Consider the following 25,694-nt stretch of genomic DNA (forward strand, 5'->3'; position numbering starts at 1 on the left):
ATTTCCCGCAAGTCCCCGGATCAGGGCGGCAGCCGGGGACCGTCCGGCGGATGGTGGCGGTCAGTGCCATCCGCGGGAATTGCGATCGAGGCTCGAAAACAGGGCGGTTTGTCGAGCAGCCGATACGCAAGCTGAAAGCAATTCCGAAAAGTTTGGAGCGGATTCCGTCCGGAATTGCACAAAACGTCAGTCATGATTCCGGGAACTGCCGGCCCCCGGCACTCGGTTGAAAACTGAAGGCTAGAGCAGCGACAGCTGCACGCCGCTGCCATCAGGTGGCACGAACAGATCGTCGCGCAGAGGCACGCTGCGTCGCGTCAGCTCGAAGCGTCGTGCCGCCATTTCGAAACGCCGTGCGATCTGCCAGGCATAGGGGCCGGCGCCCTTCATGCGCTTGCCGAATTCGGCGTCGTAATCCTTGCCGCCGCGCATCGAGCGCACCAGCGACATCACATGCCGGTAGCGATCGGGATAATGCTGCAGCAGCCAGTCGCGAAAGAGCGGGCTGACCTCGAGCGGCAGCCGCAGAATGACATAGCTCGCCTCGGCAGCGCCGGCAGCCTTCGCCGATTCGAGGATGCGCTCCAGCTCGTGATCGTTCAGCGCCGGGATCAGCGGCGCGGCCATGACGGCAGTCTGGATGCCTGCCTCCGAAAGCGCGTGAATCGTCTCCAGCCTTCGCGGTGGCGTGGCGGCGCGCGGCTCCATCGCCCGGGCAAGCTTGCGGTCGAGCGTTGTGACCGAGATGCCGACGCGCACCAGATTCTTACTGGCCATCTCCTGCAGAATGTCGAGATCGCGCAGGATCATCGCCGATTTGGTGACGATCGAAACCGGATGGTTCGCCTTGTTCAGCACCTCGAGGATGCCGCGCATGATGCGCCACTCCTTCTCGATCGGCTGATAGGGATCGGTATTCGTGCCGATCGCGATCACCCGCACCTTATAGCCAGGCTTGGCGAGCTCCCGCTCCAGCAGTTTCGCCGCGTCGGGCTTGGCGAAGAGCTTCGTCTCGAAATCAAGCCCTGCCGAGAGCCCCATATAGGCGTGCGTCGGCCGGGCGAAGCAATAGATGCAGCCGTGCTCGCAGCCGCGATATGGATTGATCGAGCGGTCGAAGGAAATGTCCGGCGATTCGTTGCGGGTGATCGCCGTGCGCGGTTTTTCGACCTGCACCTCGGTCTTGAACGGCGGCAGCTCCTCCAGCGTCTGCCAGCCATCGTCGAACGTCTCCCGCTGCAGCGCTTCGAAACGGCCCGTCGGATTCAGTCCCGCCCCACGCCCGCGTCGCCGATCGCCTTCGATCCTGAGGCCAGAGGATACGATCATTGCATCGGCAATATCTGCCGTATTGGCAGGCGCGAATGCGGCCTGCCCTGCCAGGGACTGCTCTCTCATCGGATTCTCCCGCGGCGGAAAGCCTTTGCCTCCGCCCGTTTTGATGATTAAATTCCTATCGGCAAAAAGAGAACAATGCAAGAACAAAATGAGGAAAAGGGTGCTGGCAAATAATTGTGCGGCGCATTATGAATAATCGATGTTGACGGTTGTTCTCGAGTGCCAGGATCAGGAATCCGAACTGGCGCAGACTTTATCGATATTGGTGGCAGGCGCGGTGGAAGGGCTCGTCAGCGATGTGATCGTGCTCGACCACGGTTCACGCGACGGCACGTCGCGGGTCGCCGACGCCGCCGGCTGCCGTTTCCATTCCCAATGGGATATCAAAGATGTCGTCCGCTCGGCCCGTGGCGAGTGGCTGCTCTTCGTCGAGCCGGGGGCAAGGCCGCAGGCCGGCTGGATCGATGAAATCGCCGAATATATCGCGCTGAACAAGACGCCGGCGCGCTTTACCGCATCGCGCGGCTACCGACGCCCCTTCTTCCAGCGCGTCGCTCGCGCCCGGCCGCCGCTGGAACTAGGGCTGTTGATGCCGAAGAGCCAGGCGCTCGCGACCGCCAGAAGCGGGATGCCTCTTGCCGACTTCGTCAAGGGCCAGAAGCCGCGCAAACTCTCCAGCGAACTCATTCCCTCCTGGGTCGCGCGCGCTGCGCGGTAACAACTCGACTTCCGCGACCAGGTCTTCGTCTGCTTCCTCTACGCCAATGGCCGCCTCTCACCCTAGCCCTCTCCCAGTACAACCGGGCGAGGGACGTCCCCTGCGAAAGGTCGGAGAGGGACGGAGAGGTCGCGGCATATGCCCTTGCCGCGTAAAGATGGCGCCCCATCGGATTTGGCGCTATAATTCGCTTATGGCGCCGTCGAAGCGCCTCGCTTCGCAAACGGACGCCATGGAATGCCGGTGAACGGCAGAACAGGTCGGCGAAAATCTCCTCTTCTGCCGGGTTCCCGGCGAAAAGGAGGTGCGTCATGCGACGGGGTATGATCTGTGGCCTGTTGGCCGTCATATTGCCGACACTGGTGATCGCGCATCCGCATTCGGCAGCATCGCAGGCGATGCTCAGTTGCGCAGGCCGATCCGACGTCGTCAAATTCCTGGACAAGAATTTCGCTGAGAAGCTGACGGCGGTCGGGCTTGTCAACCAGAACGCCGTTCTCGAGGTCTATGCCGCAAAAAGCGGAACCTGGACGCTCGTCGTCACGGATGTTCAAGGCATAAGTTGCATTCTGCTGTCGGGTGACAGCTGGGATTCGATGCCGGCCCTGTCGGGTATCGCCACAACGCATCGGCGCTGAAAATTCCGATCGACATTTGGACTGCATTTCTCGCGGCAGCAGCAGTCTATTTCTTCGCGCCGCGTTTCAGGTGCTCGTCTAGGCGCGGCATGATCTCGACGAAATTGCACGGCACGCTGCGATAATCGAGTTGCGCTTTCAGAATGCCGTCCCAGGCATCCCGGCAGGCGCCGGGCGAGCCCGGCAGCGCAAAGATGAAGGTCGAGTTGGCAACACCTGCCGTAGCGCGCGACTGGATCGTCGCCGTGCCGATCTTCTCATAGGAGATGCGGTGGAAGACGGCGGAAAAGCCGTCCATGCGCTTTTCGAACAGCGGCTCCAGGGCCTCGGGCGTCACATCGCGCCCGGTGAAGCCGGTTCCGCCTGAGGTGATGACGACGTCGATCTCGTCCCGCTCGGTCCAGGCCTTGACGCTTGCGGCGATCTTCTCCCGGTCGTCGGGCACGATCGCCCGCTCGACCAGCTTGTGGCCCGCCTCGGTGATCCGCGCCGCCAGCGTATCGCCCGACTTGTCCGTCTCGGGCGTGCGCGTATCGGAGACGGTGAGAACCGCAATGCCGATGGCGATAAAGGGCCGTTTTTCGTCCAAACCTGCCATCAGATGCCTCCCGAAACTGTTTGCGTCGCCTGGAAATACCAGTCTGGCCGCGCCTCGTGAAGAGCCGCCGCCGCATCTCGTGCGGTGGCCATGTCGGCAAAGATCCCGAAGCAGGTGGCGCCGGAGCCCGACATACGGGCAAGGAGCGCGCCCTCAGTCTGCAGCATCGCCGAGATCACCGCGATTTCGGGCACGACTTCGCGCGCCGGCGGCTCCAGGTCGTTGCGGGCCGCCTTGATTGCCGCGAGCCAGCCGGCGCTCTGCGCGAGGTTCAGCGGAGGATTGTTCTTTGCCTTGAGCCGGCGGAAAACCTCCGGCGTCGACACGCCCTTCAGTGGGTTGGCAAGCACCATGGCAAGGGCCGGCAGATCGGGAACGGCTTCGATCTCTTCGCCGATGCCGCGGGCAATCAGCGGCCGGCTCTCGAGGCACATGGGCACGTCGGCGCCAAGTTTCAGCGCCAGCGCCGCCAGCGTCTCCACCGGCAATCCAGTGCCCCAGAGGCGCGTCAGCCCCCGCAGGGTCGCCGCCGCGTCGGCCGAGCCGCCGCCGATGCCGGAGGCAACAGGCAGGTTCTTTTGGAGGTGGATGTGAACGGGAAAGGCGAGGGCGCCCAGGACCTCGCGCAGCAGATCGCGGGCTCTGATCACCAGATTGGTGCCGCCGTCACCGGCAAGCGTCTCTCCGAAGCGGCCCGACAGGGTGAAGGCGTCGGCCGGCGCGGGCAGGAAGCCCAGCCGGTCGCCGCAATCGGCGAAGGTCACCAGCATATCAAGCAGATGATAGCCGTCCGCCCGTTGGCCCGTCACATGCAGGGCGAGGTTGATCTTCGCGCGCGCCTCTTCGGTGACGCCGAAAGCGTCGGCCATCCCCTGCTCACGCATCGGTCGAGTCCGTCAGGATTTCTTATCGGCCGGCGGCGGGGTCACGGGCACCGGATCCGGCTGCTTCTTGTCGGCCGCCTTGGCATCGTCGTCGGCGGGCAGGCCGTTCGCGACCTTCTCCTTGATCTTCGGAATTTCGGCCGCTTCGGGCTCGGAGGCGAGCGCCCGGTTCCACTGGTAGACGGCTTCGAGCTTGCGCCCGACGCGCCAGTAGGCATCGCCCAGATGGTCGTTGATCGTCGCGTCGCCGGCCTTGATCTGTGCCGCCCGTTCCAGTTCGTCGACGGCATCGTCGAAGCGCTTCAGCCGGAAATAGGCCCAGCCGAGCGAATCGATGATGTAGCCGTCGTCCGGGCGCAACTCGACGGCCTTCTTGATCATGGCGAGACCTTCATCGAGATTCCGGTTCATATCGATCCAGGAATAACCGAGATAGTTCAGCACCTGCGGCTGATCGGGGTTGAGCTCCAGGGCCTTGCGAAAGTTCGGTTCGGCCTGGTCCCACTTCTTCAGCCGCTCATAGGCAATGCCGCGCTGGAAGAAGACGCTCCAGTTGGCGCGGCCGGCGATCGGGCCGATCACTTCGACTGCCTTGTCGTAATTGGCGGCCATTGCCTCGTAGTCCTTGGCGTCGGAGAGCACGCTGCCATAGGCGAGGTAGCTGCGAATGTCCTTCGGGTCGGAGGCGATCAGCGCCTGCAGGTGCTTGCGCGCCTCGTCGACCTTGCCGCCCTGAGCAAGGGCGAGGCCGAGCTGAAGCTCGGAAATGCGCCGCATCGGCGAATTTTCCGGCACCTTCTTATAGAGGGAGATGGCGCGGTCCATCTGGTTCTGCTTTTCGGCTATGCCGCCGAGCAGGACCAGCGTATCGGCGCTGTTCGGGTCGAGTGCATTGGCCGTCTGCAGGTAGAGCGAGACGATATCCTCGGCACCGTCGCGGTTCAGCGCGCCGCCAACGGAGAAGAGCACGCCGGCGGCCCCTTCTTCGGCGGTCTTGACCTGCTGTTCCTGCTTCTCGCCCTTTTCGATGCTGTCGCGCAGCGCATTCAGCGGCGCGTAGTTCGGAAGCAGGTTGTCGCCGACGGACACGGCGTCGAGCGCCTTCTGCTTGTTGCCCTGCGTCGCCTCCAGGCGGGCGAGCGCCATCACCGCACGCATGAAGGTGTCGGGCGCCGTAGCGCCGCCTTCCTTATCGAGCACGGCATCGTTGAGGTGCTGGCGGGCCGACTTCACGTCGCCCGTGACGACGGCGATCGCGCCGGCATTGTAATTCTGGAAGATGCGGAACCAGTCCGGCCCCTTCATCTTCTGGACCATGGCGAGCGCTTCCTTGCCGCGGCCGGCGCCGACGCGGGCCCAGGCGAGCAGCAGGTCGTTCATCATCCGGTCGAGATCGTTGGGCCCCTTATATTTCAGGATCGATTCGGCGGCCTTGTAGTCGCCGCGGCGGACCGCATCCATGGCGCGGACGATCGTGGTGATACGCTCGACGGTGGGATCGCTCTTCAGATCGTTGGCATATTTGACGCCTTCCTTGATGTCGCCGTTGAGCAGCAGCGAGATCATCAGCCGCTGGCGGATCTCGGGATTGCCGGGCTCGATCTGCAGCGCCTTCTTGTAGAGTGCGATTGCGGTTTCGTAATCGTGATCGACATCGGCCGTGCGCGCGGCGAGGAAGGCGCCGGAGAAAGTGGTGACACTATCGGTATCGAAACTCTCAATCTTGCCGGCATCGCCTGCCTTGGCCGCATCCTCGGCGTTCGCTCCGGCAACACCGCCGAGCGAAAGGACAGCCGCCAGCGCTGCGCTCGTAAGAAGACGGATGGCAAATCTCTGCCGCATTAGAAAACCTTTCTTCGAGAGCGTCCGGCCGTCCTGCCGGTCGCAAATCAGTTGTGATCACTGATTCATAACAGGATGGCTTTTTTGGAGCGGCGCTGCAAGAAAATCAGCCCGCGCTCGAAGGCGTTCGGTTAATTGACGCGCTCGATGCAGAAGTCGATCACTTCCATCAAGGCGGATTTCCATACCGTATCGGGAAGCGGCGCCAGCGCGTCCCGCGCGATCGTGCCGTAATGGATCGCCCGGCCGATCGTATCGCTGAGCGTGCCGTATTTGGTGATCAGCCCCAGCGCTTTTTCCAGGTTGGTGTCGCTGCTGTTGCCGGCCTCGATCGCATCGCGCCAGAAGGCGCGCTCCTCCGTGGTGCCGCGGCGATAGGCGAGGATGACGGGCAGCGTGATCTTGCCTTCGCGGAAATCGTCGCCGACATTCTTGCCGAGATCGGTGGCCTTGCCACCGTAATCGAGCGCGTCGTCGACGAGCTGGAAGGCGAGCCCGAGGTTCATGCCGTAGGATTTCAGCGCGTTGCGGCCCGGCCGGCCGGCTTCGGCGACGATCGGGCCGACTTCGGCGGCGGCGGCAAAGAGGGCAGCCGTCTTGGCGCGGATGACGGAGAGATAATCATCCTCCGTCGTCTCCATGTTCTTGGCGACGGAAAGCTGCAGCACCTCGCCTTCGGCAATCACGCAGGCCGCGGAAGACAAGACGTCGAGCGCATCGAGAGAGCCGACATCGACCATCATGCGGAAGGCCTGCCCGAGCAGGAAATCACCGACCAGCACGCTTGCCTGGTTTCCCCAGATCATGCGCGCCGTCGATTTGCCGCGGCGCAGGTCGCTTTCGTCGACGACGTCGTCATGCAGCAGCGTCGCAGTATGCATGAATTCGACCGAGGTGGCGAGTTTGACGTGGTTTTCGCCGCGGTAGTCGAACAGCGATGCGGCCGCCAGCGTCAGCATCGGCCGCAGCCGCTTGCCGCCGGACGAGATCAGATGGTTCGCCACTTCGGGAATCATCTGTACGTCGGAGCCGGCCTTGGACAGAATGAGCTGGTTCACCCGCTCCATGTCAGCCTTGGTGAGATCGACCAGCGGCTTGATGGATGCCAGTTTGTTTTTGCTTTCTTCAAGCGGTATGACCACGCCCAACGACCCGGACTCCTGTTCACTCATTGCATCTGACAATAGAAAGGGGCGATGGACGCGGCAAGGGGTGAATTGTCGCGCTTGGCGAAATTGGAAGGAAAACCACGGCAAATGCATGAACTTATCCGCGCCAACGATCCCGTTCTGCTCTCCTTTGCCGAGAGCCTGATGAAGGATGCGGGAATTCACTGCTTCATCGCCGATCAGGGCATGAGCGTGCTGGAAGGGTCGCTCGGCATGCTGCCGCGACGCCTGCTGGTGGATGAGGAAATGGCCGATCAGGCTCGCCGCATCCTGATCGACGCCGGCCTCGGCGGTGAACTGCGCGACAGGACGTGAGCGGGCGATGACCGGCAGACCCGCTGAAAGCATCGATGCCTTCCATCGCGGCGCCTTTCATGTGGTGCAGCCGAAGGGCAGGGGCCATCGCGCCGGCATGGACGCGATGCTGCTGGCTGCTCTCGTCGCCGACCCTAGCGCGATCAGGGTTGCCGATCTCGGCGCCGGCGCCGGTGCTGCCGGCCTTGCCGTCGCCTCGCGCCTTGCCAATGCGCAAGTGGTGCTCTTCGAGCGCTCTCCCGAGATGGCCGATTACGCCCGCCGCAGCATCCTGTTGCCGGAAAATGCCCATCTCGCCGCCCGCGTCGGCGTCGTCGAGGCGGATGTGACGCTGACCGCCAAGGCACGCAACGATGCCGGCCTTGCCGATGAAAGCTTCCATCACGTGATCATGAACCCGCCCTTCAACGATGCCGGCGACCGGCGCACGCCCGATGCGCTCAAAGCCGAAGCTCATGCGATGACCGACGGCCTGTTCGAACGCTGGATCCGCACGGCCGGCGCCATCATGATCCCCGGCGGACAATTGTCGCTGATCGCCAGACCCCAGTCGATCGCGGAGATCATCGATGCCTGCGGCCGGCGCTTCGGCGGCATCGAGATCACCGCCATCCATCCGCGCCCCGGTGAAAATGCCGTCCGCATCCTGGTGACGGCCATCAAGGGCTCGCGGGCGCGGCTGTCGCTGCGCTCTGCCCTCATCATGCACGAAGAGGGGAGCCACAAGTTCTCCCCTCTCGTTGATGATTTCAACAATGGCCGGGCGGCCTATGCCAGGCTTTAGGCTCGATTGTTTCCAGCGCAATTCCGGACGGAAAACCGCTCCTACACTTTTCCTGGAATTGCTTCAGCCGGTGACGAAGTCGAAGAGCAGCTTGACGTTCAGCCCGGCGATCAAGATCGCGATCACGTAGGAGATGCCGCTCAGCCAGCGCGGCGCCACGAGTTCGCCCATCTTGGCTTTGCTCGCGGTGAACATGACAAGCGGGAAGACGGCGAAGGAAAGCTGCAGGCTGAGCACGACCTGCGTGAGGATCAAAAGCTCGGCCGTGCCCTGGTCGCCGTACCAGACGGTGACGACCGCCGCCGGCACGATGGCGATAGCGCGGGTGATCAGCCGGCGCACCCACGGTTTCAGCCGGATCTTGAGAAAGCCTTCCATGACGATCTGGCCGGCAAGCGTTGCCGTCACCGTCGAATTCAGGCCACAGCAGAGAAGCGCAATACCGAACAGCGTCGGCGCGATCGCCAGGCCCAGAAGCGGCGACAGCAGCGAATGCGCCTCGCCGAGTTCGACGACATCGGTCTTGCCGTGCGCATTGAAGGCGGCGGCCGCAAGGATCAGGATCGAAGCGTTGATCAGCAGCGCGAAACAGAGCGCGACGGTGGAGTCGATCGTCGCATAAGTGAGCGCCTCCTTCTTCTCGGGTACCGTATGACCATAGGCCCGCGTCTGCACGATGCCGGAGTGAAGATAGAGATTGTGCGGCATGACGGTCGCGCCGAGGATGCCGAGTGCCAGATAGAGCATCTCAGGATTGCTGACGATCTCGGTCGTCGGGAAGAAGCCTTTGATGACCGCGCCCCATTGCGGATCGGCGAGGAAGATCTGAACGCCGAAGCAGAGCGCGATGACGCCGAGCAGTGCGATGATGAAGGCTTCCACCCAGCGAAAACCGAGCTTCTGGAGGAAAAGGACCAGGAAGACGTCGAGCGCCGTGATGAGAACGCCGAGCTCCAGCGGAATGCCGAACAGCAGGTTGAGGCCGATCGCCGTGCCGATAACCTCGGCAATGTCGGTCGCGATGATGGCGATTTCCGCGAAAGCCCAGAGCGGCACCGAGACATATTTCGGAAAGGCGTCGCGGCAGGCCTGTGCGAGGTCGCGGCCGGAGGCGATTGCAAGCCGCGCGCAGAGCGACTGCAGCACGATCGCCATCAGGTTGGAAAGCAGTGCGACGGTGAGCAGCGCATAACCGAACTTCGAGCCGCCGGCGAGCGAAGTCGCCCAGTTGCCCGGATCCATGTAGCCGACGGCAACCATATAGCCCGGCCCGGCGAAGGCCGCGGCCCGGCGCCACATCGAGCTCGGCCGCCCCGTTCCGACGGTGCGGTAGACATCCGACAGCGAAGCCTCTCCGCGCTCGTGCCGCCAGCCTCTTTTTGCATTGGGATTGGGGGCGTCCATGCAATTTCCACCTGTTTATCGTGAGCGCACTATGACGGAGCAGCGTGATAATGCAAGTCATTCGCAACAAGAAAATCAATCCGGTGTTTTCAGGAACGCGACCATTGCGTTTGTCGTTCCAGCGCATACATGGATGCGATCGCGAAATAACGATCGTGCGACCCGAAGCGAAGGATAGGAAATGGCCGGATTCTTGAGAAAGCTGCTGCCGAAACGGTTTCGCAAGGATGGTCTCTCCATCCCTGTTGTAAGATTGCAGGGCGCGATCATAAGCGGCGGCGGCCAGTTCCGGCCAACCCTCAATCTCGCCAATGTCGCCCCGGTCCTGGAAAAAGCCTTCGCCATGAAGGACGCGCCAGCGGTTGCCATCTCGATCAATTCGCCGGGCGGCTCGCCCGTTCAGTCCCGCCTGATCTTCACCCGAATTCGTGAGCTCGCCCGCGAAAAGCAGAAGAAGGTGCTGGTCTTCGTCGAGGATGTCGCCGCTTCCGGCGGCTATATGATTGCGCTTGCCGGCGACGAGATCATCGCAGACGCCACCTCGATCGTCGGCTCGATCGGCGTCGTCTCCGGCGGTTTCGGCTTTCCCGAGCTCCTGAAGAAGATAGGCGTCGAGCGCCGCGTCTATACGGCCGGCGAAAACAAAGTGATCCTCGATCCTTTCCAGCCGGAAAAGGAAAAGGACATCGAATACCTCAAGAGCCTGCAGCTCGAAATCCACCAGGTCTTCATCGCAATGGTGCGCGAGCGCCGCGCCGGCAAGCTCAAGGACGATGCGACGGTGTTTTCCGGTCTGTTCTGGAGCGGCACCCGCGGCCTCGAACTCGGCCTCATCGACGGCCTCGGCGACATGCGCCAGGAATTGAAGAGGCGCTACGGCCAGAAGACCCGGCTGGAACTCGTCACCGCCGGCCGCGGCCTGTTCGGCCGCCGGATTCCCGGCGTATCGCCTGTCACACTCGATGGTGTCGCATCGGGCCTCGCGACGGGGCTTGTCGAAGCGGCCGAAGAGAGAGCATTGTGGAGCCGCTTCGGACTTTGAGAGGAGCAAGAGAGGGGCATGGCACAGCTTATTACGATCCTAATCCTGGTGTTCTCAGCCTGGTGGCTCTACCGCCGCTTCGTCTCCGATGCGCGCAGGCTCGCCGAAAAATCGCGCCGTGCCGAAAAGGAGCGCCAGACCGGCGCGGTCGGCACACTGGTCAAGGACCCCGTGACCGGCGAGTATCGGCTGAAGCGCGAAGAGGAATAAGAGGCGTAGCACCTGCGTCGGCCCCTCATCCGGCCGCCGCCGCCTTCTCCCCGTAAACGGGGCGAAGGGACATGCCGCGCCCTCTCCGTTTCCTACCACCTCCCGCAGGGCATGTCCCCCGCCCCGTTTACGGGGAGCGGGTCAGGGTGAGGGGCAGAGGCAGCGGCAGCGGCTCTCGGCGACGCATACGACTGCCGCAAAACCCTTGACCCCCGCCGCCCCCCGTGGCACCTGTCGCGCCGATAATTCCCAAGCCAGCGGTGCCATCCCATGTCAGCTCTCCCCGACCATATGAACCCGAAGCGCTCTTTCCAGGCGCTGATTCTGACCCTGCATAGCTACTGGGCGGACAAGGGTTGCGCGGTGCTGCAGCCTTACGACATGGAAGTCGGCGCCGGCACCTTCCACCCGGCAACGACGCTGCGCGCCCTCGGCCCCAAGCCCTGGAAAGCGGCTTATGTCCAGCCCTCCCGCCGCCCGTCGGACGGCCGCTATGGCGAAAACCCGAACCGGCTGCAGCATTATTACCAGTATCAGGTCATTCTGAAGCCGAACCCGCCCAATCTGCAGGAGCTCTATCTCGGCTCGCTGGCGGCGATCGGCCTCGACCCGCTGCTTCACGATATCCGCTTCGTCGAGGACGACTGGGAAAGCCCGACGCTCGGCGCCTGGGGCCTCGGCTGGGAATGCTGGTGCGACGGCATGGAGGTCTCGCAATTCACCTATTTCCAGCAGGTCTGCGGTATTGAGTGCGCGCCGGTCGCAGGCGAACTGACCTATGGTCTCGAACGCCTCGCCATGTATGTCCAGGGCGTCGACAATGTCTACGACCTCAATTTCAACGGCCGCGAGGGCGACGAGAAGATCAGCTATGGCGATGTCTTCCTGCAGGCCGAGCAGGAATATTCGCGTCACAATTTCGAATTCGCCAATACCGAAATGCTGCATCGCCACTTCGTCGATGCCGAGAAGGAATGCCGGGCGCTGCTCGATGCCGGCGCCCCCGGCGATAGTGCCAATCAGCGTCTGCACAAATGCGTATTTCCGGCCTACGACCAGTGCATCAAGGCCAGCCATGTCTTCAACCTGCTCGACGCCCGCGGCGTCATCTCGGTCACCGAGCGCCAGAGCTATATCCTGCGGGTGCGCACGCTCGCCAAGGCCTGCGGCGAAGCCTTCCTGCTGACCGACGCGGGCGGCGTCAATCTGACGGGCGAGGCGGCGTGACGAAAAAGCCCGCCAGCCGTATCATCCATATCAACGGCTGGCCAGGCACGGGAAAGCTGACTGTCGGCCGCATGCTGGCGAAAAGGCTCGGCGCGCGGCTCATCGACAATCACACGCTGCTTAATCCAGCCGAAGCTCTTTTCACCCGCAGCGACCCTCTGCATGCATCACTGCGTGAGCAGATTCGGCGAGCGGTTTTCGATCACGCCGTGCGCGCCGATCCGGCTGAAAGTTTTGTTTTTACCGATGCTCTTGCGGATGACGAGCATGATAGTGCGATGTTCTCCTGGTATGTCGATCTGGCTGCTGCTAGAGGCGCGGATCTGGTCGCGGTTCTCCTCGATTGCGCGCCGGAGGAGAATGCCAGGCGCCTCATCTCGCCGGGCCGGTCCGAGGCGCTCAAGCTGACGGATACGGCGAAGCTGCAACGGCTCCGGGCAAACTATAAACTGTTGCGCGGGCTGGCTGAACACACAGTCGAAATTGATACGACGGAGCTTTCACCGGAAGGGACGGCGGCCTGGATTCTCGCGCATATCGGTGTTTGACGACAGCCGGGAAACCTGCACTCCATATTGTCTTCGTGATGCCGTCGGCGTCAATCTGACGAGGCACATCCAAAAAAAGTCCTGCCCTCCAGGGACAGGCTTCTTTTGTATTGCGCAAACCATCGCTAAGTTATCATCTGGTGTTGCGACAACGTAGGCTTCGGTATCTCTTTTGAAGAGCGACATTTTTTACTTTAAAATTTCATATGAAAATTCCGTTTCTAGTATGTTGCGCCTTTTATCATGGCCGATCTTATGCGCCATGCTGCTCGCGCTGACCTCGTGCAGCAATTTCGACCGAGAGTTCACCGTCCAATCGGCAAACAGTACGGTTGAGGTCTACACCGACGGCACTGCCTTTGTGTCGGAGTTCTTCGACATCGAGGTCAAAAGGGCGGAAAATTACGGCGGCGTTTACGTTGATATCCCTCAACGTTTCACGGATGCCTCAGGTGGTGTTCACTGGCGCGATTTCCAACTGGCCGCAGCTCGGCGCGGCGGACTCGATGAATATTTTTCCATGGAAAACAATGTGCCGGGCTATTCGATTTATATAGGAATGGAGCACTGCAAAAGTTGCTCTGCAGATCTGCCCAAGGTTCCTACAAAGATCCAGATCGCTTACTGGCTCGGACGCCTGGTTCGCCAGGAAGGCGATCGCGAGATTCTCTTCCTGCCGGCCTATATGGGCCGCGTGCATGGCCAGGGAGCCAAAAAAACGCTGACCCTGAAGCTGCCGCCGGGCGGAACGTTACGCCCTTCGCAACAGGATCGGGCGGCGGCCTATGACGTCATGCGCATCGCGCCGAATGAGCTCTTGGTGTCTGTTCCAGCAGGCAAGGGGGATAGAGTCCTGCCTGATATCGAGATCGAATATCCCGCAGGGACCTTTGTGACCATAACGACCGGCAAGCGGGTAGAGTGGTGGCTTTCCGATCACTTTCTTCCATTCATCGCCATTTTGGGACCTCTCGTCGCCGGTCTGTTTGTGCTCACGAGATTGGGGCAGGGTTGGCGATTGCCTGCTCCGATAGCCGTCGACATCAAAATGTCGAAGAGCATATCCCCGGCTCTGGCAGCCTATGTGTTCCGGAATTGGAAGACAGATGCGACAAAAGCAGCCTTCATGGCGTCCGTCTGCCAGCTCGCAGTAAGGCGAATGCTTCGCATTTCCAGCCTGGATGAAGATGCGGAGGCTTCGAACTTATTCACAAAGCAAGAGCGCAAGAAGGGCAAGCCGGGTCGTTCCAGATGGTATGCTCTTCCAGCAGCGACGCGCTTGGTATTCGGCCAAATTGAAGGAGAGCGGCCTGTCGGCGATCGGCGTAGGGTTGTAGCTGCCCGCCGCACGTTGAGCGATGAATTGCTTAAAGCGGTCGCTGAGGAATATCGGAAGTCCAGAGGCAAAGACCGATGGAGTTTGGCGACTTCGGCGACGATTCTGGGTCTTGGCGTTGCCGTCGCCTATATTACGGGCCTTTTGCTCTATTCCGCCGCCATCTTAGGGTTATTGTTCATTGGTTTTCTGGTCGTAACCATGTTCCGCCATCCTGAACGGTTTCCCGTGGCGACCGGCACCGCCGAGCAGTTCAAACAGGCGCTTGCTTTGATGGTGGGTCTTCCGGCGATGGTGATTGTTGCACTTGTCTATATCGGTACGACTGAGGTGGTCAGCGAACAGGTGCCATATCTGATGGCGATCTTGCTGCACGTTGCCGGCATTATTGCGGTTTTGGCGATGTTGCGCATTCCAACGTCGAAGCAGCAGCAGATCCGCAATAACATCCTCAGTTTGAATGGTTATTTCCGCGGCGAGATAGATGGTCCGGCAATGTCGGTCGAATCCTACGAGCACTATCTGCCATTCGCCGTTGCGCTTGATGTCGAGCAACGCTGGACCGAATGCTTCAATCAGTGGCGAGAAAACGAAAAGATGGAGACCTATGCTCCGGATTGGCGGAGCAGTTCTTAAAGGGGCGGCGATATCGAAGTCTGTTTCAATTCAGCTGAAGACAACCGCGCCAAGATGACTTTCCCTTGCCGAATCACTAACGTGCGATCAACAAATCGGGGAGCCCATCCGCATGTATCTAATACTCGCTCTTATCGTTGTCATCGCGCTTTACATCGTCTTCATCTATAACGGCCTGGTTCGCTCCCGGCAGATGGCTGAGGAAGCCTGGTCGGGCATCGATGTGCAGTTGAAGCGCCGCGCCGATCTGATCCCGAACCTGATCGAGACCGTCAAGGGTTATGCCGCCCATGAGAAGTCGACGCTCGAGGAGGTGGTTTCACTCCGTAACAAGGCGCAGGCCGTGCCATCCGGCGATGTCGCCGGCAGGGCGCAGGTGGAAGGGCTGCTCGGCCAGGCACTCGGGCGCGTCATCGCGCTCGCCGAGGCCTATCCGGATCTCAAGGCCAACCAGAATTTTGCCGAGCTACAGGAATCGCTGGAAGCCATGGAAGGCGAGCTGCAGATGTCGCGGCGTTATTACAATGGTGCGGCCCGCGATCTGAACGTCAAGGTCGAAAGCTTCCCCTCCAATCTCGTTGCCGGCCAGTTCGGTTTTGCCAAGCGGGAATATTTCGAAATCACCAATGAGGCCGATCGTGCCGTCCCCAGCGTCAAATTCTGACGATCCGGCATTTTGCCTTTGCGAAAAAGCGATTAAGAGCAAGGGCAGGTGGCGACGCGCCTTAGCCTCGCTCATGGACGGAAGACATAGCATGACACGCAAAGCCAAACTCACGATCATCCCGCCGGGCAAGCCGCTTTCGGGCCGCGCCATGCCGCCGGGATCGAAGTCGATCACCAACCGCGCGCTCTTGCTGGCGGGCCTTGCCAAGGGCACGAGCCGGCTGACCGGCGCGCTGAAGAGCGACGATACGCGTTATATGGCCGATGCGCTGCGCGCCATGGGAGTTGCGATCGACGAACCCGACGACACCACCTTCGTCGTCACCGGCAGCGGCAGGCTCATGCCGCCGAAAGCGCCGCTCTTCCTCGGTAATGCCGGCACGGCGACACGCTTCCTGACGGCGGCGGCTGCCCTGGTCGACGGCACCGTCATCGTCGATGGCGACGAACACATGCGCAAGCGCCCGATCGGCCCGCTGGTCGAGGCGATGCGCACGCTCGGCATCGATGTGAGCGCCGAGACCGGCTGCCCGCCGGTCACCGTCAGGGGGACCGGCCGCTTTGAGGCCGACCGGATCCTGATCGATGGCGGCCTCTCCAGCCAATATGTCTCGGCCCTGCTGATGATGGCGGCGGGCGGCGACCGGCCGGTTGACATCGAACTCGTCGGCGAGGATATCGGCGCGCTGGGCTATATCGATCTCACCACGGCGGCGATGAAGGCCTTCGGCGCCAAGGTCGAGAAGACCAGCGCCGTCACCTGGCGCGTCGAGCCGACCGGCTACCGCGCCGCCGATTTCGTCATCGAGCCGGATGCCTCCGCCGCGACCTATCTCTGGGCGGCCGAAGTGCTGAGCGATGGCAGGATCGATCTCGGCGTCCCGAACGATGCCTTCACTCAGCCGGATGCCAAGGCTTACGAGACGATCGCCAAGTTCCCGAATCTGCCGGCTGAAATCGATGGCTCGCAGATGCAGGATGCCATTCCGACGATTGCCGTGCTTGCCGCCTTCAACGAGACGCCGGTCCGTTTCGTCCGGATCGCCAATCTGCGCGTCAAGGAGTGCGACCGCATCCGCGCCCTGTCGACGGGGCTTAACAACATCCGCGAAGGGCTGGCCGTCGAGGAGGGTGATGATCTGATCGTCCATGCCGATCCTGATCTCGCCGGTCAGACGCTGCCGGCGGAGATCGACACTTTTGCCGATCACCGCATCGCCATGAGCTTTGCGCTCGCCGGCCTCAAGATCGAGGGCATCACCATTCTCGATCCCGATTGCGTCGGCAAGACCTTCCCCGCCTATTGGCGGACGCTCGCGGCACTCGGCGTGACATACCGGGACAAGGATTGACGGCAGGCGCGGCCGCGGCTGCCGGCGGGGAGACAGGGATGGGGCGTCGGTTTTTCGGTTTTTGCTTGGCGCTGCTCTTGTTGGTGGCTGCCCAGGCGGCCTTTGCTACGGAACTGATCGACAGTTTCCTCTCCGACATTGCGCTCGAAAAGAGCGGTGCGATGACGGTGACGGAAACGATCACCGTGAATGCCGAGGGCGATCAGATCAATCACGGCATCTTCCGGGACTTCCCGCTCTATTTCACTGACGCCGGCGGCCGTCGCCGCAGCGTCGATTTCGACATGGTGTCGGTGAAGCGTGATGGCAGGGACGAGCCCTGGCACACGGAATCGATATCGGGCGGCATCCGCATCTATGCGGGCTCCGCCGAAGTGACGGTGGCGCCGGGCCGTCATCGTTACGTCTTCACCTACAGGACCAACCGCCAGATCCGCTATTTCGACTACCATAACGAGCTCTACTGGAACGTCACCGGCAATGGCTGGATCTTCCCGATCCGCTCGGCGACGGCGACGGTGACGCTGCCGTCCGGCGTTACCGCCACCGAGACGACCTTCTTTACCGGCCCGCAGGGCGCCAAGGGGAAGGATGCCCGTGTCAGCGAAACCGGCGCCGGCCTCGTCTTTTCCACCACCGCGCCTCTTGGCCCCCAAGAAGGCTTGTCCTTTGCGATCCGCATGCCGAAGGGCTCGATCGATCCGCCGAGCGCGGACATGGAGAGCAACTGGTGGCTGAAGGACAACCGCAACTATTTCATCGGCTTCGGCGGGTTGGCATTGGTCTTCGCCTATTACCTGAGATCCTGGCTGAAAGTCGGCCGCGATCCTGCGCGCGGCGTCATCGTGCCACGATGGGATGCCCCTGAAGGCATTTCCCCAGCGCTGGTCAACTACATCGACAATAAGGGCTTCTCCGGGGAAGGCTGGACCGCACTTGCCGCCACGGCGCTCAATCTGGCGGTCCGCGGCTACGTCAAACTCGAAGACCTGAAGAATTCGATCGTTATCCGCGGCACCGGCAAAGCGCTCGGCAAGGAGAAGTTTCAGGCCGGCGAGGCCGAGCTGCTGAAATTCGCCGGCGGCGAAGGCAGCATGCTGACGATCGACAAGGCCAATGGCGAGCGGGTAAAATCGGTTGGGCAGTCCTTCCGTTCGGCGATCGAGAAGGAACATCGCGGCAAATATTACAATTCCAACATCGGCTATACCATAGGCGGCGTCGCGCTCAGTGCCGCCGCCCTGGTGGCGCTGTTCGTCTTCGGCTCGCTGGAGCCTGACACGATCGCGCTGATGCTGATCCCGATTGCCGTCTCCGTCTTCATTTCAGTGTTCATCGCCGGTTTGGTCAAGTCGCTGCACCACGGCAGATCGCTGTTCGCCAAGGTCATGGCCGTCATCGCCGCAGCGGTCGGCGTTTTTGTCGGCATCAGCATTCTTTCCATCATTGTCCTGACGCTCGCCTCGTCGCTGATCGAACTGCACGAGACGCCGATGCTCTTTGCCATCGGCGGCATCGTGCTGCTCAACATCCTCTATTTCTTCATCATGGGCGCGCCGACCCCGCTCGGCGCCAGGATGATGGACGGCATCGACGGCCTGCGGCAATATCTGACGCTTGCCGAGAAGGACCGCATGAACATGGCGGGCGCGCCTGCAATGTCGCCGCAGCATTTCGAGACGCTGCTTCCCTACGCCGTGGCATTGGGCGTCGAAAAGCCCTGGTCTCGCACCTTCGAGACCTGGCTTGCGGCAGCTTCCGCCGGCGCGGCCGCGGCCTACGACCCCTCCTGGTATTCCGGCGATTTCGACAGCGGCAGCTTCTCCGACCGCGTCGGCGGGTTCTCCTCGTCGATGGCGTCCACCATCGCTTCGACGATACCCTCGCCGCCGCCGTCGAGTTCATCCTCCGGTTTTTCCAGCGGCGGCTCCTCCGGCGGCGGTGGCGGAGGCGGGGGAGGTGGAGGCTGGTAGCTTTCTCGCTTGACCTTTCGCCCCTTGGCCCTTAACCGCCTGACGGAACAGGAAAGGGTGGCGCATGAAGGTTCTGTTGATCGGATCGGGCGGACGCGAGCATGCGCTCGCCTGGAAGCTGGCGCAATCGCCGTTGATGAGCGAATTCTACGCCGCGCCCGGCAATCCCGGCATTGGCGAACACGCCGTCCTCGTGCCGGTCAATATCGAGGATCATGAAGCGGTGGCCGCCTTCTGCAGGGAGAAGGCGGTCGATTTCGTCGTCGTCGGCCCCGAGGCGCCGCTCGTCGCCGGTCTCGCGGACCGGCTGCGCGCCGATGGCCTGGCGGTCTTCGGCCCCTCTGCCGCCGCCGCCCAGCTCGAAGGCTCCAAGGGCTTCACCAAGGATATCTGCGCCCGTTATGGTATTCCGACTGGCGCCTATCAGCGCTTCAACAATGCGCCGAAAGCCAAAGCCTATATTCGCGCTCAGGGCGCGCCGATCGTCGTCAAGGCTGACGGTCTGGCCGCCGGCAAGGGCGTGACCGTTGCGATGACCCTGGACGAGGCGTTTGCCGCGGTTGACGACTGCTTCGAGGGCGCCTTCGGCGCGGCCGGCGCCGAAGTCGTCGTTGAAGCCTATCTCGATGGCGAGGAAGCGAGCTTCTTCTGTCTCTGCGATGGAAAACATGCGCTGCCGCTGGCGACCGCCCAGGATCACAAGCGGGTGGGCGAGGGAGACAGCGGCGTCAATACCGGCGGCATGGGCGCCTATTCGCCGGCGCCGGTCATGACGGCCGAGATGGTCGAGCGCACGATGAAGGAGATCATCGAGCCGACGATCCGCGGGATGGCTGAAAGCGGCCATCCCTTCTCCGGCGTTTTTTTTGCCGGCCTGATGATCACCGAGAAGGGGCCGGAGCTTATCGAATACAATGTCCGTTTCGGCGATCCGGAATGCCAGGTGCTGACGATGCGGCTGAAAAGCGATCTGCTGCCGCTGCTGCTGGCCACAGCCAATGGAACGCTCGATCAGGTGAGCGCCGAATGGAGCGACGATCCGGCGCTCACGGTGGTCATGGCTTCGAAGGGCTATCCCGGCGGCTATCAGAAGAACACACCGATCGAATTCCTGCCGGAGGCAGGCGAGGGCGAGAAGGTGTTTCATGCCGGCACGGGCGTGAAGGACGGCGCCCTGGTCGCGACCGGTGGACGGGTGCTGAACGTTACCGCATCAGGCCGCACGGTTGCCGAAGCGAAGGGTCGCGCCTACGCGCTGCTGGACAGGGTTCGGTGGGAAAACGGCTTCTGCCGGCGCGACATCGGCTGGCGTGCGGTCGAGCGCGAAAAAGCCTCCGGCAAAGTATAAACCGCCGAGTTCCCTAAATTTTTACCCTTTCCCCTGACGGGATGGAAACAAAGCTTCGCTATAACGCTCCCGTAGTGAGACGGAGGTGCGTTGATGCGTCAGATTTTCCTCGGTGCGGCAATCCTGCTGATGGCAGGCTCGGCGGTGGCCTCTTCGATTGAGGTGATCGGCAAGACGGCAGCGCGTGCCGAGGGCAGCATCGTCACTGAAAGCTGCGCTGCTTGCCCGCCGCTGCAGGCCGAACAGAGCCACAAGGACTATGCGGTGCCGGAACTGAAACCGGGCGTCCTCCAGGCAAGCGAAGTCCGTAGCGTCGGCGGCGAAAAGAAGATCTATCGCACCGAAGCCTGGATGGGCGGCTCGCCCGTCGTCTTCGTCACCAAGGCAACGCCGGAAGCCTTGGCTGCCGCCGAGCCTTCGATCCCGCCCGAACATGGCATAGACATGAACGCAACGACCGCAGCCGTCATCGGCGGCGATGCCAGGCCGGTTGCCGCCGGCATGGCTGAACAGCCGGCGGCCCTCGATGTTTCCGAATTCAAGCTGCGTTTCTGAAATCCAAGCCGCAAGACTGCTTTGCGCTTCCATGGCGAGCTGAGCCGCTCCGAACGTTCCCTGCCCCTGCCCGATCAAGGTGTCGATCGCTTGGGGTTCCACCACGGTGGAGCGAATGCACCCTCGAAGAGAAGCGGGGGTGCATTCGGCTTTGAAGCCCCGAGAAACGTCTGGACGTCGAAAACCGTGTGATGTTCGACCGTCGCGTGAAAATGCGCGGGTTGTGTCGGAGCGCCACCCCCTGATTTTTAGGGAAATTCCCGTTGTTTTGAATAAAATTAAAGCTTTCTTATTGAGTCAGCTTCAATTCTTGTTCGCCGGTCGCAGCATGTTGTTTCAGCAGCGGTAGACGCGTCCTCCTGGATGCGCTCGCACAGGCGGTAGAAGACCGCACCGGAATGTATTCCCTCATTCCCCTTTGCGAGGAATCATGAAAAATTTGAAGATATCGAAGCAGCTCATATTGCTGGTCATTGGCCTGATGATGGCCTTCGCGATCGCCACGTCCTTGCAGATCCGATCCTCGGTCGATGCGATTTACAAGGAGCGGTATGACATGCTCCGCGCCGAGGTTCAGTCGGCGGTCTCGGTTCTCAAGCTTTACCAGGCCAAGGTCACCGCGGGCGAAATGACGCTGGAGGATGCCCAGAAGCAGGCCTATACCACCGTCAACGGCATGAAATACGATCCGGACGGCTATTTCTTCGGATATAGTTACGATCTCCAGATGATGTTCCACTACGATGCCTCTAAGGTCGGACAGAACCTGAAGGGCCAACCGGACAGCAAGGGCAAGCTCTATCGCGAAGAGCTGGTCAAGCTCGGCCAGCAGGGCGGCGGCCTTGTCGATTATTATTCCACCAGCAAGCCGGGCCAGCCGGTCGGCGATTACCGCAAGACGGCCTATGGCCAGGCTTTCGAACCCTGGAAGGTCGTCGTCGTCACCGGCGTCTACACCGACGATCTCGATGCGCAGGTCAACAAAACGATCCTGACCGCCCTTTCCGGCAGCATCGTTCTCTTCTTCCTTGCCATGGCTGCCGCCTACGTCGTCATCCGCGGCATATCGGGACCTCTCAACAATGTCCACGCCGCCCTGAAGGCGGTGTCAGAAGAGGACGTTTCCATCGCCATCCCGCATACCGGCATGAACAATGAGGTCGGCATGATGGCAAAAGCGACCCTGTCGCTGCAGGAAAAGATCCGCGAACGCCATGCAATGTCCGACCGCGAGGCGGCCCAGCAGCTGGCGCTGGAAAGTGAGCGCGAAAACAACCTGCGCCAGCAGCAGGACGAGGCCGCGCTCCAGGCCCGCGTGGTGACGACGATCGGCCAGGCGCTGGAGCTGATCGCCCGCGGCGACCTTACCGTCCGCTGCGCCGATCTTGGCCAGAAATACGCCGCCCTTCGCGACAACTTCAACGATGCGCTGTCGCATCTCGAAGCCGCCATGGCCAAGGTCAGCGTCAAGGGCAGTGACATCGGCACGAGCAAGGAAGAAATTCGCCGCGCCTCCAACGAATTGTCGCAGCGCACCGAGCGCCAGGCCGCAAGTCTGGAAGAAACATCTGCCGCCCTCGATCAGCTCACCGTCGCCGTCCGCCAGACCGCGGATGGCGCCCATGAGGCGAGCAAGCGCGTGCATGCCGTCAGCGCCGAGGCGACCCATAGCGATGCGATCGTCAGCCAGGCGATCGAGGCGATGAGCGGCATCGAGAAATCGTCTTCGGAGATCACCAAGATCATTGGCGTTATCGACGAGATCGCCTTCCAGACCAACCTCTTGGCTTTGAATGCCGGCGTCGAGGCGGCCCGTGCCGGCGAATCCGGCAAGGGTTTTGCCGTCGTCGCCCAGGAAGTGCGTGAACTCGCCCAACGTTCCGCCGCCGCGGCCAAGGAGATCAAGGACCAGATCGCCCGCTCCTCCAGCCAGGTCGATCACGGCGTCCGTCTGGTCGGCGAGGCAGGCGAGGCGCTGAAGCGCATCTCCGACCAGATCAAGGCCGCCAACGAGATCGTCGCCAAGATCGCCCACAGCGCTTCCGAACAGGACACCACGCTGCGCTCGATCTCCTCGTCGGTGAATCAGCTCGACGCCGCCACCCAGCAGAACGCCGCCATGGCCGAAGAGACCACGGCATCGGCCGAGACGCTCGCCAGCGACACCGACGAACTGATCAACCTCATCCGCGGCTTCCGGGTCAGCGGCGAAAGCGCTGTACCGGTCACGCATCAAGGTCGTCGCGCTGCCTGAGCGGCGCGGCGACAATCAGGATTTTCAGCACCAAAATCTTAGCGGCCGTCGGTTTTCCGGCGGCCGTGCCGTTTCAGGCTCATGGTGCCAGACGGTCGAGCAATTGGTCGATTTCCCTGTCCGAAAACACCTCGACGCCAGCCGCCTTCAGGGCCGCCGCGGTCACGCCATTGCCGGCCTGCCTGCGGCCGGAAAATGTCCCGTCATAGATGAAATCCGATCCGCAGGATGGACTGCCGTCGATCAGCAGCGCATGGCGGCAGCCGGTTTGCCGTGCGAGCGCCACGGCGTTCTCCGCTGCCTGCAGGAACTCTGCCGTTACATCGCCGCCGGTCAGCTCGACGACCCGCGCCTTGCCGGCCAGAACCTGTTCGCCGGTCGCTCCATCCGCGATCTCCGCCGGCGGCCGCGGCACCGCCATACCCGCCGACATCTCCGGACAGATCGTCACCAGCCGCCCCTCGGCCCGCCATATCTCGATCGCCGGATGAAGCAAAGGCTTGGCCCGCCCGTCATAACGGACGGCGTGCCCCATGAGGCAGGCGCTGACGAGGATCTTGCTCTGCATGGCTGTTTGAGTAATCCCACGGGGACGGTGATGCTAGGGTGATTATCGTGGACCGACCAAAATAAACCACGCAATCAGAGATGCGGCAAGCACAGCGTTCGCGTTAGCACTGGGAAGAGCACCCAGCCCAAAAACCGCTCACCCCGAAATCTTCGAGAAATCCGCCACCGTTCCCGTCGCCTCGCGGATCAGCCTGAGCAGGGCGAGGCGGTTGGCGCGGATCGCGGCGTCCTCGTCGTTGACGAGCACGTCTTCGAAGAAGCGGTCGACCGGGCCGCGCAGCTTGGAAAGTGCTTCCATCGCCGAGCGGAAATCCTCCGCGGCAACGGCATTCGCCGCATCCTCCGAGGCGCTCGATATGGCGGCGAACAGCTCCTTCTCGGCAGCGAGCCTGAAGAGCGCCGGCGAAACGCCGTCGGCGATGACGGTGCCCTTCTTTTCCTCGGCGGCGAGCAGCTGTGTCGCGCGCTTGGTGCCGGCAAGCAGGTTCTTGCCGTCCTCCGAAGTGATGAAGGCCGTCAGCGCTTCGACGCGGCGCGCCACCATCAACAGGTCGTCGGCTTCAGGCGTCAGCACGGCGTCGATCAGATCGTGCCGGGCACCCTGGTCACGCAGGTAGACCTTGAGACGATCATGGAAGAAGGAGAGCAGATCGCCGTCCTTGGTCGTCGCCAGCAGCGGCAGCCGGATCCGTCGCTCCAGCAGGATGCGGACGACCCCGAGGGCTGCCCGTCGCAGGGCGAAGGGATCCTTCGAACCCGTCGGCTTTTCGTCGATCGCCCAGAAGCCCGTCAGCGTGTCGAGCTTGTCGGCAAGCGCCAGCGTGATCGCCACCTTGTCGTCCGGCACGCGGTCCGACGGGCCCTGCGGCTTGTAATGGTCCTCGATCGCCGCGGCAACGGAGGCGTTCTCGCCCTGCAGCGCCGCATATTTGCGGCCCATCAGGCCCTGCAGCTCCGGAAATTCACCGACGGCTTCGGTGCGCAGATCGGCCTTGGCGAGCACGGCGGCACGATCGACGAGAGCAGCGTCCGCGCCGGTGATGGCGGCGAGCTCCCTCGCCAGCGAGCGGATGCGGGCGACCCGTGCGCCCTGCGTGCCGAGCTTGGCATGGAAGGTCACGTCGAGCGCGTCGAGCTTGGCCATGCGCTGGTCGAGCGGCTTCGTCAGGTCGAGGCTGAATTTTGCGGCAGATGCTTTCAGTGTTTCGAGATCGGGCATGTCGCCCTGGTCGCGCTTCCAGAAATGCAGCGCGTCGGAAAGCCTGGCCCGCACCACCTTGCCGTTGCCATGGGTAATTTCCTTGCCGCCGTCGCTCGCCTGGATATTGGAGACGAGAATGAACCTGTTCGACAACGTCTCGTCGCCCTGCTTGCGGGTGACGAAGCATTTCTGATTGGTCTTGATCGTCAGGCGGATGATCTCCGAGGGGATGGAGAGGTAATCCTCCTCGAACGAGCCCATCAGCACCTGCGGCCATTCGACGAGGCCGGAGACTTCCTCCAGCAGGCCTTCGTCTTCCACCAGCTCCAGCCCGTTGGCGAAGGCGATGTCGCGGGCGTCGTGGAGGATGATGTCCTTGCGCCGCTCGGCGTCGAGGATGACCTTCGCCCTTTCCAGGCTCGCCGCGTAATCGTCGAAGCGGCGGACCGTGATCGCCTCGGGCGCATGGAAACGATGGCCGTAGGTGACGTTGGAGGCGGTAACGCCGTCGATCTCGAAGGGGATGACGACCGTCTCTTCATGTTCGGGGCCGAAAGTGCAGACGATCGACTGCAGCGGCCGCACCCAGCGCAAGGCGCCGGGTTTGGAGGAGGCCTTGCCCCAGCGCATCGACTTCGGCCAGGGGAAATCGCGGATAATGCCGGGCATCACCTCGGCGACAATATCTTCGGCAGCGCGGCCCGGCTTGGAAATGACGGCGACGTAAAAATCGCCCTTCTTCGGATCGCTCACCACCTGGGCTTCGGAGACCGAAGAAAGGCCGGCGCCGCGCAGAAAGCCCTCGATCGCCTTCTCGTTGGCGTCGGTGCGCGGCCCCTTGCGCTCCTCGCGCACATCGGCCGAGCGTGCCGTCAGGCCGTGGATGTCGAGCGCCAGCCGCCGCGGCGTCCAGTATTCTCGCGCACCCTCATAGGACAGACCCGCTTCGACAAGGGCATCGGTGACGAGCTTCTTCAGGTCGCCCGCAGCCTTGCGCTGCATGCGGGCCGGAATCTCTTCGGAGCGAAGTTCGAGAAGAAGGTTTGGCATGTCACTCTTTTCCTTGCGCCCTCGGGCAGGGCGATC

At 62.2% G+C, this 25,694-nt stretch carries 23 protein-coding genes; 15 read left to right on the forward strand and 8 right to left on the reverse strand.

The features are described 5' to 3' along the window. Window positions 1-240 precede the first annotated feature (240 nt). Window positions 241-1,398 (reverse strand): PA0069 family radical SAM protein, encoded by a 1,158-nt coding sequence (locus tag J2J98_RS04260; RefSeq protein WP_064706283.1) that lies wholly within the window; start codon window positions 1,396-1,398, stop codon window positions 241-243. Window positions 1,399-1,537: 139 nt separating this feature from the next. Here J2J98_RS04260 and J2J98_RS04265 point away from each other — a divergent pair, with 139 nt between their 5' ends. Together J2J98_RS04265 and J2J98_RS04270 are read left to right on the forward strand one after the other, a co-directional pair. Further along, window positions 1,538-2,056, forward strand: coding sequence for a glycosyltransferase family 2 protein (locus tag J2J98_RS04265; RefSeq protein ID WP_207602421.1), 519 nt, complete (start codon window positions 1,538-1,540; stop codon window positions 2,054-2,056). A 311-nt stretch (window positions 2,057-2,367) separates the two neighbouring features. Beyond that, on the forward strand, window positions 2,368-2,694 hold the full coding sequence (locus tag J2J98_RS04270; RefSeq protein ID WP_207602422.1) for a hypothetical protein: 327 nt from the start codon (window positions 2,368-2,370) through the stop codon (window positions 2,692-2,694). Between the two features lie 46 nt (window positions 2,695-2,740). Here the strand turns inward: J2J98_RS04270 and moaB are convergent, their stop codons facing one another. The 4 genes from moaB to J2J98_RS04290 all read right to left on the reverse strand — a co-directional run bounded on the left by moaB (window position 2,741) and on the right by J2J98_RS04290 (window position 7,166). Then, entirely contained in the window at window positions 2,741-3,292 is a 552-nt protein-coding gene (gene moaB, locus J2J98_RS04275) for a molybdenum cofactor biosynthesis protein B (RefSeq protein WP_207602423.1), read from the reverse strand. Next, on the reverse strand, window positions 3,292-4,176 hold the full coding sequence (locus tag J2J98_RS04280; RefSeq protein WP_207602424.1) for a 4-(cytidine 5'-diphospho)-2-C-methyl-D-erythritol kinase: 885 nt from the start codon (window positions 4,174-4,176) through the stop codon (window positions 3,292-3,294). The genes moaB and J2J98_RS04280 overlap by 1 nt, the downstream gene beginning before the upstream one ends. A gap of 12 nt (window positions 4,177-4,188) precedes the next feature. Beyond that, window positions 4,189-6,018 carry a tetratricopeptide repeat protein gene (locus J2J98_RS04285; protein WP_064706288.1) on the reverse strand — a complete coding sequence of 610 codons (1,830 nt, stop codon included), beginning with the start codon at window positions 6,016-6,018 and terminating at the stop codon, window positions 4,189-4,191. A 131-nt stretch (window positions 6,019-6,149) separates the two neighbouring features. After that, window positions 6,150-7,166 (reverse strand): polyprenyl synthetase family protein, encoded by a 1,017-nt coding sequence (locus J2J98_RS04290; protein ID WP_207602425.1) that lies wholly within the window; start codon window positions 7,164-7,166, stop codon window positions 6,150-6,152. A 108-nt stretch (window positions 7,167-7,274) separates the two neighbouring features. On the opposite strand from J2J98_RS04290, the gene J2J98_RS04295 reads away from it, so the two are divergent. Both J2J98_RS04295 and J2J98_RS04300 read left to right on the forward strand, forming a co-directional pair. Further along, complete coding sequence (locus J2J98_RS04295; RefSeq protein ID WP_003569978.1) at window positions 7,275-7,502, forward strand: putative signal transducing protein; 228 nt, start codon at window positions 7,275-7,277, stop codon at window positions 7,500-7,502. Between the two features lie 7 nt (window positions 7,503-7,509). Then, complete coding sequence (locus J2J98_RS04300) at window positions 7,510-8,286, forward strand: tRNA1(Val) (adenine(37)-N6)-methyltransferase (protein ID WP_138393822.1); 777 nt, start codon at window positions 7,510-7,512, stop codon at window positions 8,284-8,286. Between the two features lie 63 nt (window positions 8,287-8,349). Here J2J98_RS04300 and J2J98_RS04305 read toward each other — a convergent pair whose 3' ends face one another. After that, complete coding sequence (locus tag J2J98_RS04305) at window positions 8,350-9,690, reverse strand: Nramp family divalent metal transporter (RefSeq protein WP_207602426.1); 1,341 nt, start codon at window positions 9,688-9,690, stop codon at window positions 8,350-8,352. Between the two features lie 181 nt (window positions 9,691-9,871). On the opposite strand from J2J98_RS04305, the gene J2J98_RS04310 reads away from it, so the two are divergent. From J2J98_RS04310 to J2J98_RS04360, 11 genes are all read left to right on the forward strand, one after another. After that, the gene (locus J2J98_RS04310) at window positions 9,872-10,732 is read left to right on the forward strand and encodes a S49 family peptidase (RefSeq protein ID WP_064706292.1); all 861 of its coding nucleotides are present in this window, start codon (window positions 9,872-9,874) and stop codon (window positions 10,730-10,732) included. A gap of 18 nt (window positions 10,733-10,750) precedes the next feature. Continuing rightward, window positions 10,751-10,942, forward strand: coding sequence for a hypothetical protein (locus tag J2J98_RS04315; RefSeq protein ID WP_064694015.1), 192 nt, complete (start codon window positions 10,751-10,753; stop codon window positions 10,940-10,942). Between the two features lie 270 nt (window positions 10,943-11,212). Then, window positions 11,213-12,169 carry a glycine--tRNA ligase subunit alpha gene (locus J2J98_RS04320; protein ID WP_064706293.1) on the forward strand — a complete coding sequence of 319 codons (957 nt, stop codon included), beginning with the start codon at window positions 11,213-11,215 and terminating at the stop codon, window positions 12,167-12,169. Beyond that, a complete protein-coding gene (locus J2J98_RS04325) occupies window positions 12,166-12,717 on the forward strand; it encodes a P-loop nucleotide/nucleoside kinase family protein (RefSeq protein ID WP_138393820.1) in 552 nt (183 codons plus the stop codon). The genes J2J98_RS04320 and J2J98_RS04325 overlap by 4 nt, the downstream gene beginning before the upstream one ends. Before the next feature lie 226 nt (window positions 12,718-12,943). Further along, window positions 12,944-14,689, forward strand: a complete 1,746-nt coding sequence (locus tag J2J98_RS04330) for a DUF2207 family protein (protein ID WP_207603077.1) — start codon at window positions 12,944-12,946, stop codon at window positions 14,687-14,689. A gap of 112 nt (window positions 14,690-14,801) precedes the next feature. Continuing rightward, the gene (locus tag J2J98_RS04335; protein WP_207602427.1) at window positions 14,802-15,353 is read left to right on the forward strand and encodes a LemA family protein; all 552 of its coding nucleotides are present in this window, start codon (window positions 14,802-14,804) and stop codon (window positions 15,351-15,353) included. A gap of 91 nt (window positions 15,354-15,444) precedes the next feature. Beyond that, window positions 15,445-16,707 carry a 3-phosphoshikimate 1-carboxyvinyltransferase gene (gene aroA, locus J2J98_RS04340; RefSeq protein WP_207602428.1) on the forward strand — a complete coding sequence of 421 codons (1,263 nt, stop codon included), beginning with the start codon at window positions 15,445-15,447 and terminating at the stop codon, window positions 16,705-16,707. A gap of 38 nt (window positions 16,708-16,745) precedes the next feature. Then, window positions 16,746-18,680 (forward strand): DUF2207 domain-containing protein, encoded by a 1,935-nt coding sequence (locus J2J98_RS04345; RefSeq protein ID WP_207602429.1) that lies wholly within the window; start codon window positions 16,746-16,748, stop codon window positions 18,678-18,680. A gap of 64 nt (window positions 18,681-18,744) precedes the next feature. Beyond that, complete coding sequence (purD, locus tag J2J98_RS04350) at window positions 18,745-20,028, forward strand: phosphoribosylamine--glycine ligase (protein WP_207602430.1); 1,284 nt, start codon at window positions 18,745-18,747, stop codon at window positions 20,026-20,028. A gap of 93 nt (window positions 20,029-20,121) precedes the next feature. Then, entirely contained in the window at window positions 20,122-20,583 is a 462-nt protein-coding gene (locus J2J98_RS04355; protein ID WP_064706299.1) for a plant virulence effector HPE1-like domain-containing protein, read from the forward strand. 430 nt (window positions 20,584-21,013) lie between these two features. Continuing rightward, window positions 21,014-22,837: a methyl-accepting chemotaxis protein gene (locus J2J98_RS04360; protein WP_207602431.1), complete on the forward strand. Its 1,824-nt coding sequence runs from the start codon at window positions 21,014-21,016 to the stop codon at window positions 22,835-22,837. Window positions 22,838-22,916: 79 nt separating this feature from the next. On the opposite strand, the gene J2J98_RS04365 is transcribed toward J2J98_RS04360, so the two are convergent. After that, entirely contained in the window at window positions 22,917-23,405 is a 489-nt protein-coding gene (locus tag J2J98_RS04365) for a 2-thiouracil desulfurase family protein (RefSeq protein ID WP_064706301.1), read from the reverse strand. A 138-nt stretch (window positions 23,406-23,543) separates the two neighbouring features. Further along, a complete protein-coding gene (gene glyS / locus J2J98_RS04370) occupies window positions 23,544-25,658 on the reverse strand; it encodes a glycine--tRNA ligase subunit beta (protein ID WP_207602432.1) in 2,115 nt (704 codons plus the stop codon). Window positions 25,659-25,694: the final 36 nt, after the last annotated feature.

The organism is Rhizobium bangladeshense, from assembly GCF_017357245.1.
Classification (GTDB): domain Bacteria; phylum Pseudomonadota; class Alphaproteobacteria; order Rhizobiales; family Rhizobiaceae; genus Rhizobium; species Rhizobium bangladeshense.

Excerpts from the sequence above, each read along its gene's own strand:
- J2J98_RS04260 (WP_064706283.1), bottom strand. The coding sequence starts at position 1,398 with ATGAGAGAGCAGTCCCTGGCAGGGCAGGCCGCATTCGCGCCTGCCAAT.
- J2J98_RS04265 (WP_207602421.1), top strand. The coding sequence starts at position 1,538 with ATGTTGACGGTTGTTCTCGAGTGCCAGGATCAGGAATCCGAACTGGCG.
- J2J98_RS04270 (WP_207602422.1), top strand. The coding sequence starts at position 2,368 with ATGCGACGGGGTATGATCTGTGGCCTGTTGGCCGTCATATTGCCGACA.
- moaB (WP_207602423.1), bottom strand. The coding sequence starts at position 3,292 with ATGGCAGGTTTGGACGAAAAACGGCCCTTTATCGCCATCGGCATTGCG.
- J2J98_RS04280 (WP_207602424.1), bottom strand. The coding sequence starts at position 4,176 with ATGCGTGAGCAGGGGATGGCCGACGCTTTCGGCGTCACCGAAGAGGCG.
- J2J98_RS04285 (WP_064706288.1), bottom strand. The coding sequence starts at position 6,018 with ATGCGGCAGAGATTTGCCATCCGTCTTCTTACGAGCGCAGCGCTGGCG.
- J2J98_RS04295 (WP_003569978.1), top strand. The coding sequence starts at position 7,275 with ATGCATGAACTTATCCGCGCCAACGATCCCGTTCTGCTCTCCTTTGCC.
- J2J98_RS04300 (WP_138393822.1), top strand. The coding sequence starts at position 7,510 with ATGACCGGCAGACCCGCTGAAAGCATCGATGCCTTCCATCGCGGCGCC.
- J2J98_RS04305 (WP_207602426.1), bottom strand. The coding sequence starts at position 9,690 with ATGGACGCCCCCAATCCCAATGCAAAAAGAGGCTGGCGGCACGAGCGC.
- J2J98_RS04310 (WP_064706292.1), top strand. The coding sequence starts at position 9,872 with ATGGCCGGATTCTTGAGAAAGCTGCTGCCGAAACGGTTTCGCAAGGAT.
- J2J98_RS04315 (WP_064694015.1), top strand. The coding sequence starts at position 10,751 with ATGGCACAGCTTATTACGATCCTAATCCTGGTGTTCTCAGCCTGGTGG.
- J2J98_RS04320 (WP_064706293.1), top strand. The coding sequence starts at position 11,213 with ATGTCAGCTCTCCCCGACCATATGAACCCGAAGCGCTCTTTCCAGGCG.
- J2J98_RS04330 (WP_207603077.1), top strand. The coding sequence starts at position 12,944 with ATGTTGCGCCTTTTATCATGGCCGATCTTATGCGCCATGCTGCTCGCG.
- J2J98_RS04335 (WP_207602427.1), top strand. The coding sequence starts at position 14,802 with ATGTATCTAATACTCGCTCTTATCGTTGTCATCGCGCTTTACATCGTC.
- aroA (WP_207602428.1), top strand. The coding sequence starts at position 15,445 with ATGACACGCAAAGCCAAACTCACGATCATCCCGCCGGGCAAGCCGCTT.
- J2J98_RS04345 (WP_207602429.1), top strand. The coding sequence starts at position 16,746 with ATGGGGCGTCGGTTTTTCGGTTTTTGCTTGGCGCTGCTCTTGTTGGTG.
- purD (WP_207602430.1), top strand. The coding sequence starts at position 18,745 with ATGAAGGTTCTGTTGATCGGATCGGGCGGACGCGAGCATGCGCTCGCC.
- J2J98_RS04355 (WP_064706299.1), top strand. The coding sequence starts at position 20,122 with ATGCGTCAGATTTTCCTCGGTGCGGCAATCCTGCTGATGGCAGGCTCG.
- J2J98_RS04360 (WP_207602431.1), top strand. The coding sequence starts at position 21,014 with ATGAAAAATTTGAAGATATCGAAGCAGCTCATATTGCTGGTCATTGGC.
- J2J98_RS04365 (WP_064706301.1), bottom strand. The coding sequence starts at position 23,405 with ATGCAGAGCAAGATCCTCGTCAGCGCCTGCCTCATGGGGCACGCCGTC.
- glyS (WP_207602432.1), bottom strand. The coding sequence starts at position 25,658 with ATGCCAAACCTTCTTCTCGAACTTCGCTCCGAAGAGATTCCGGCCCGC.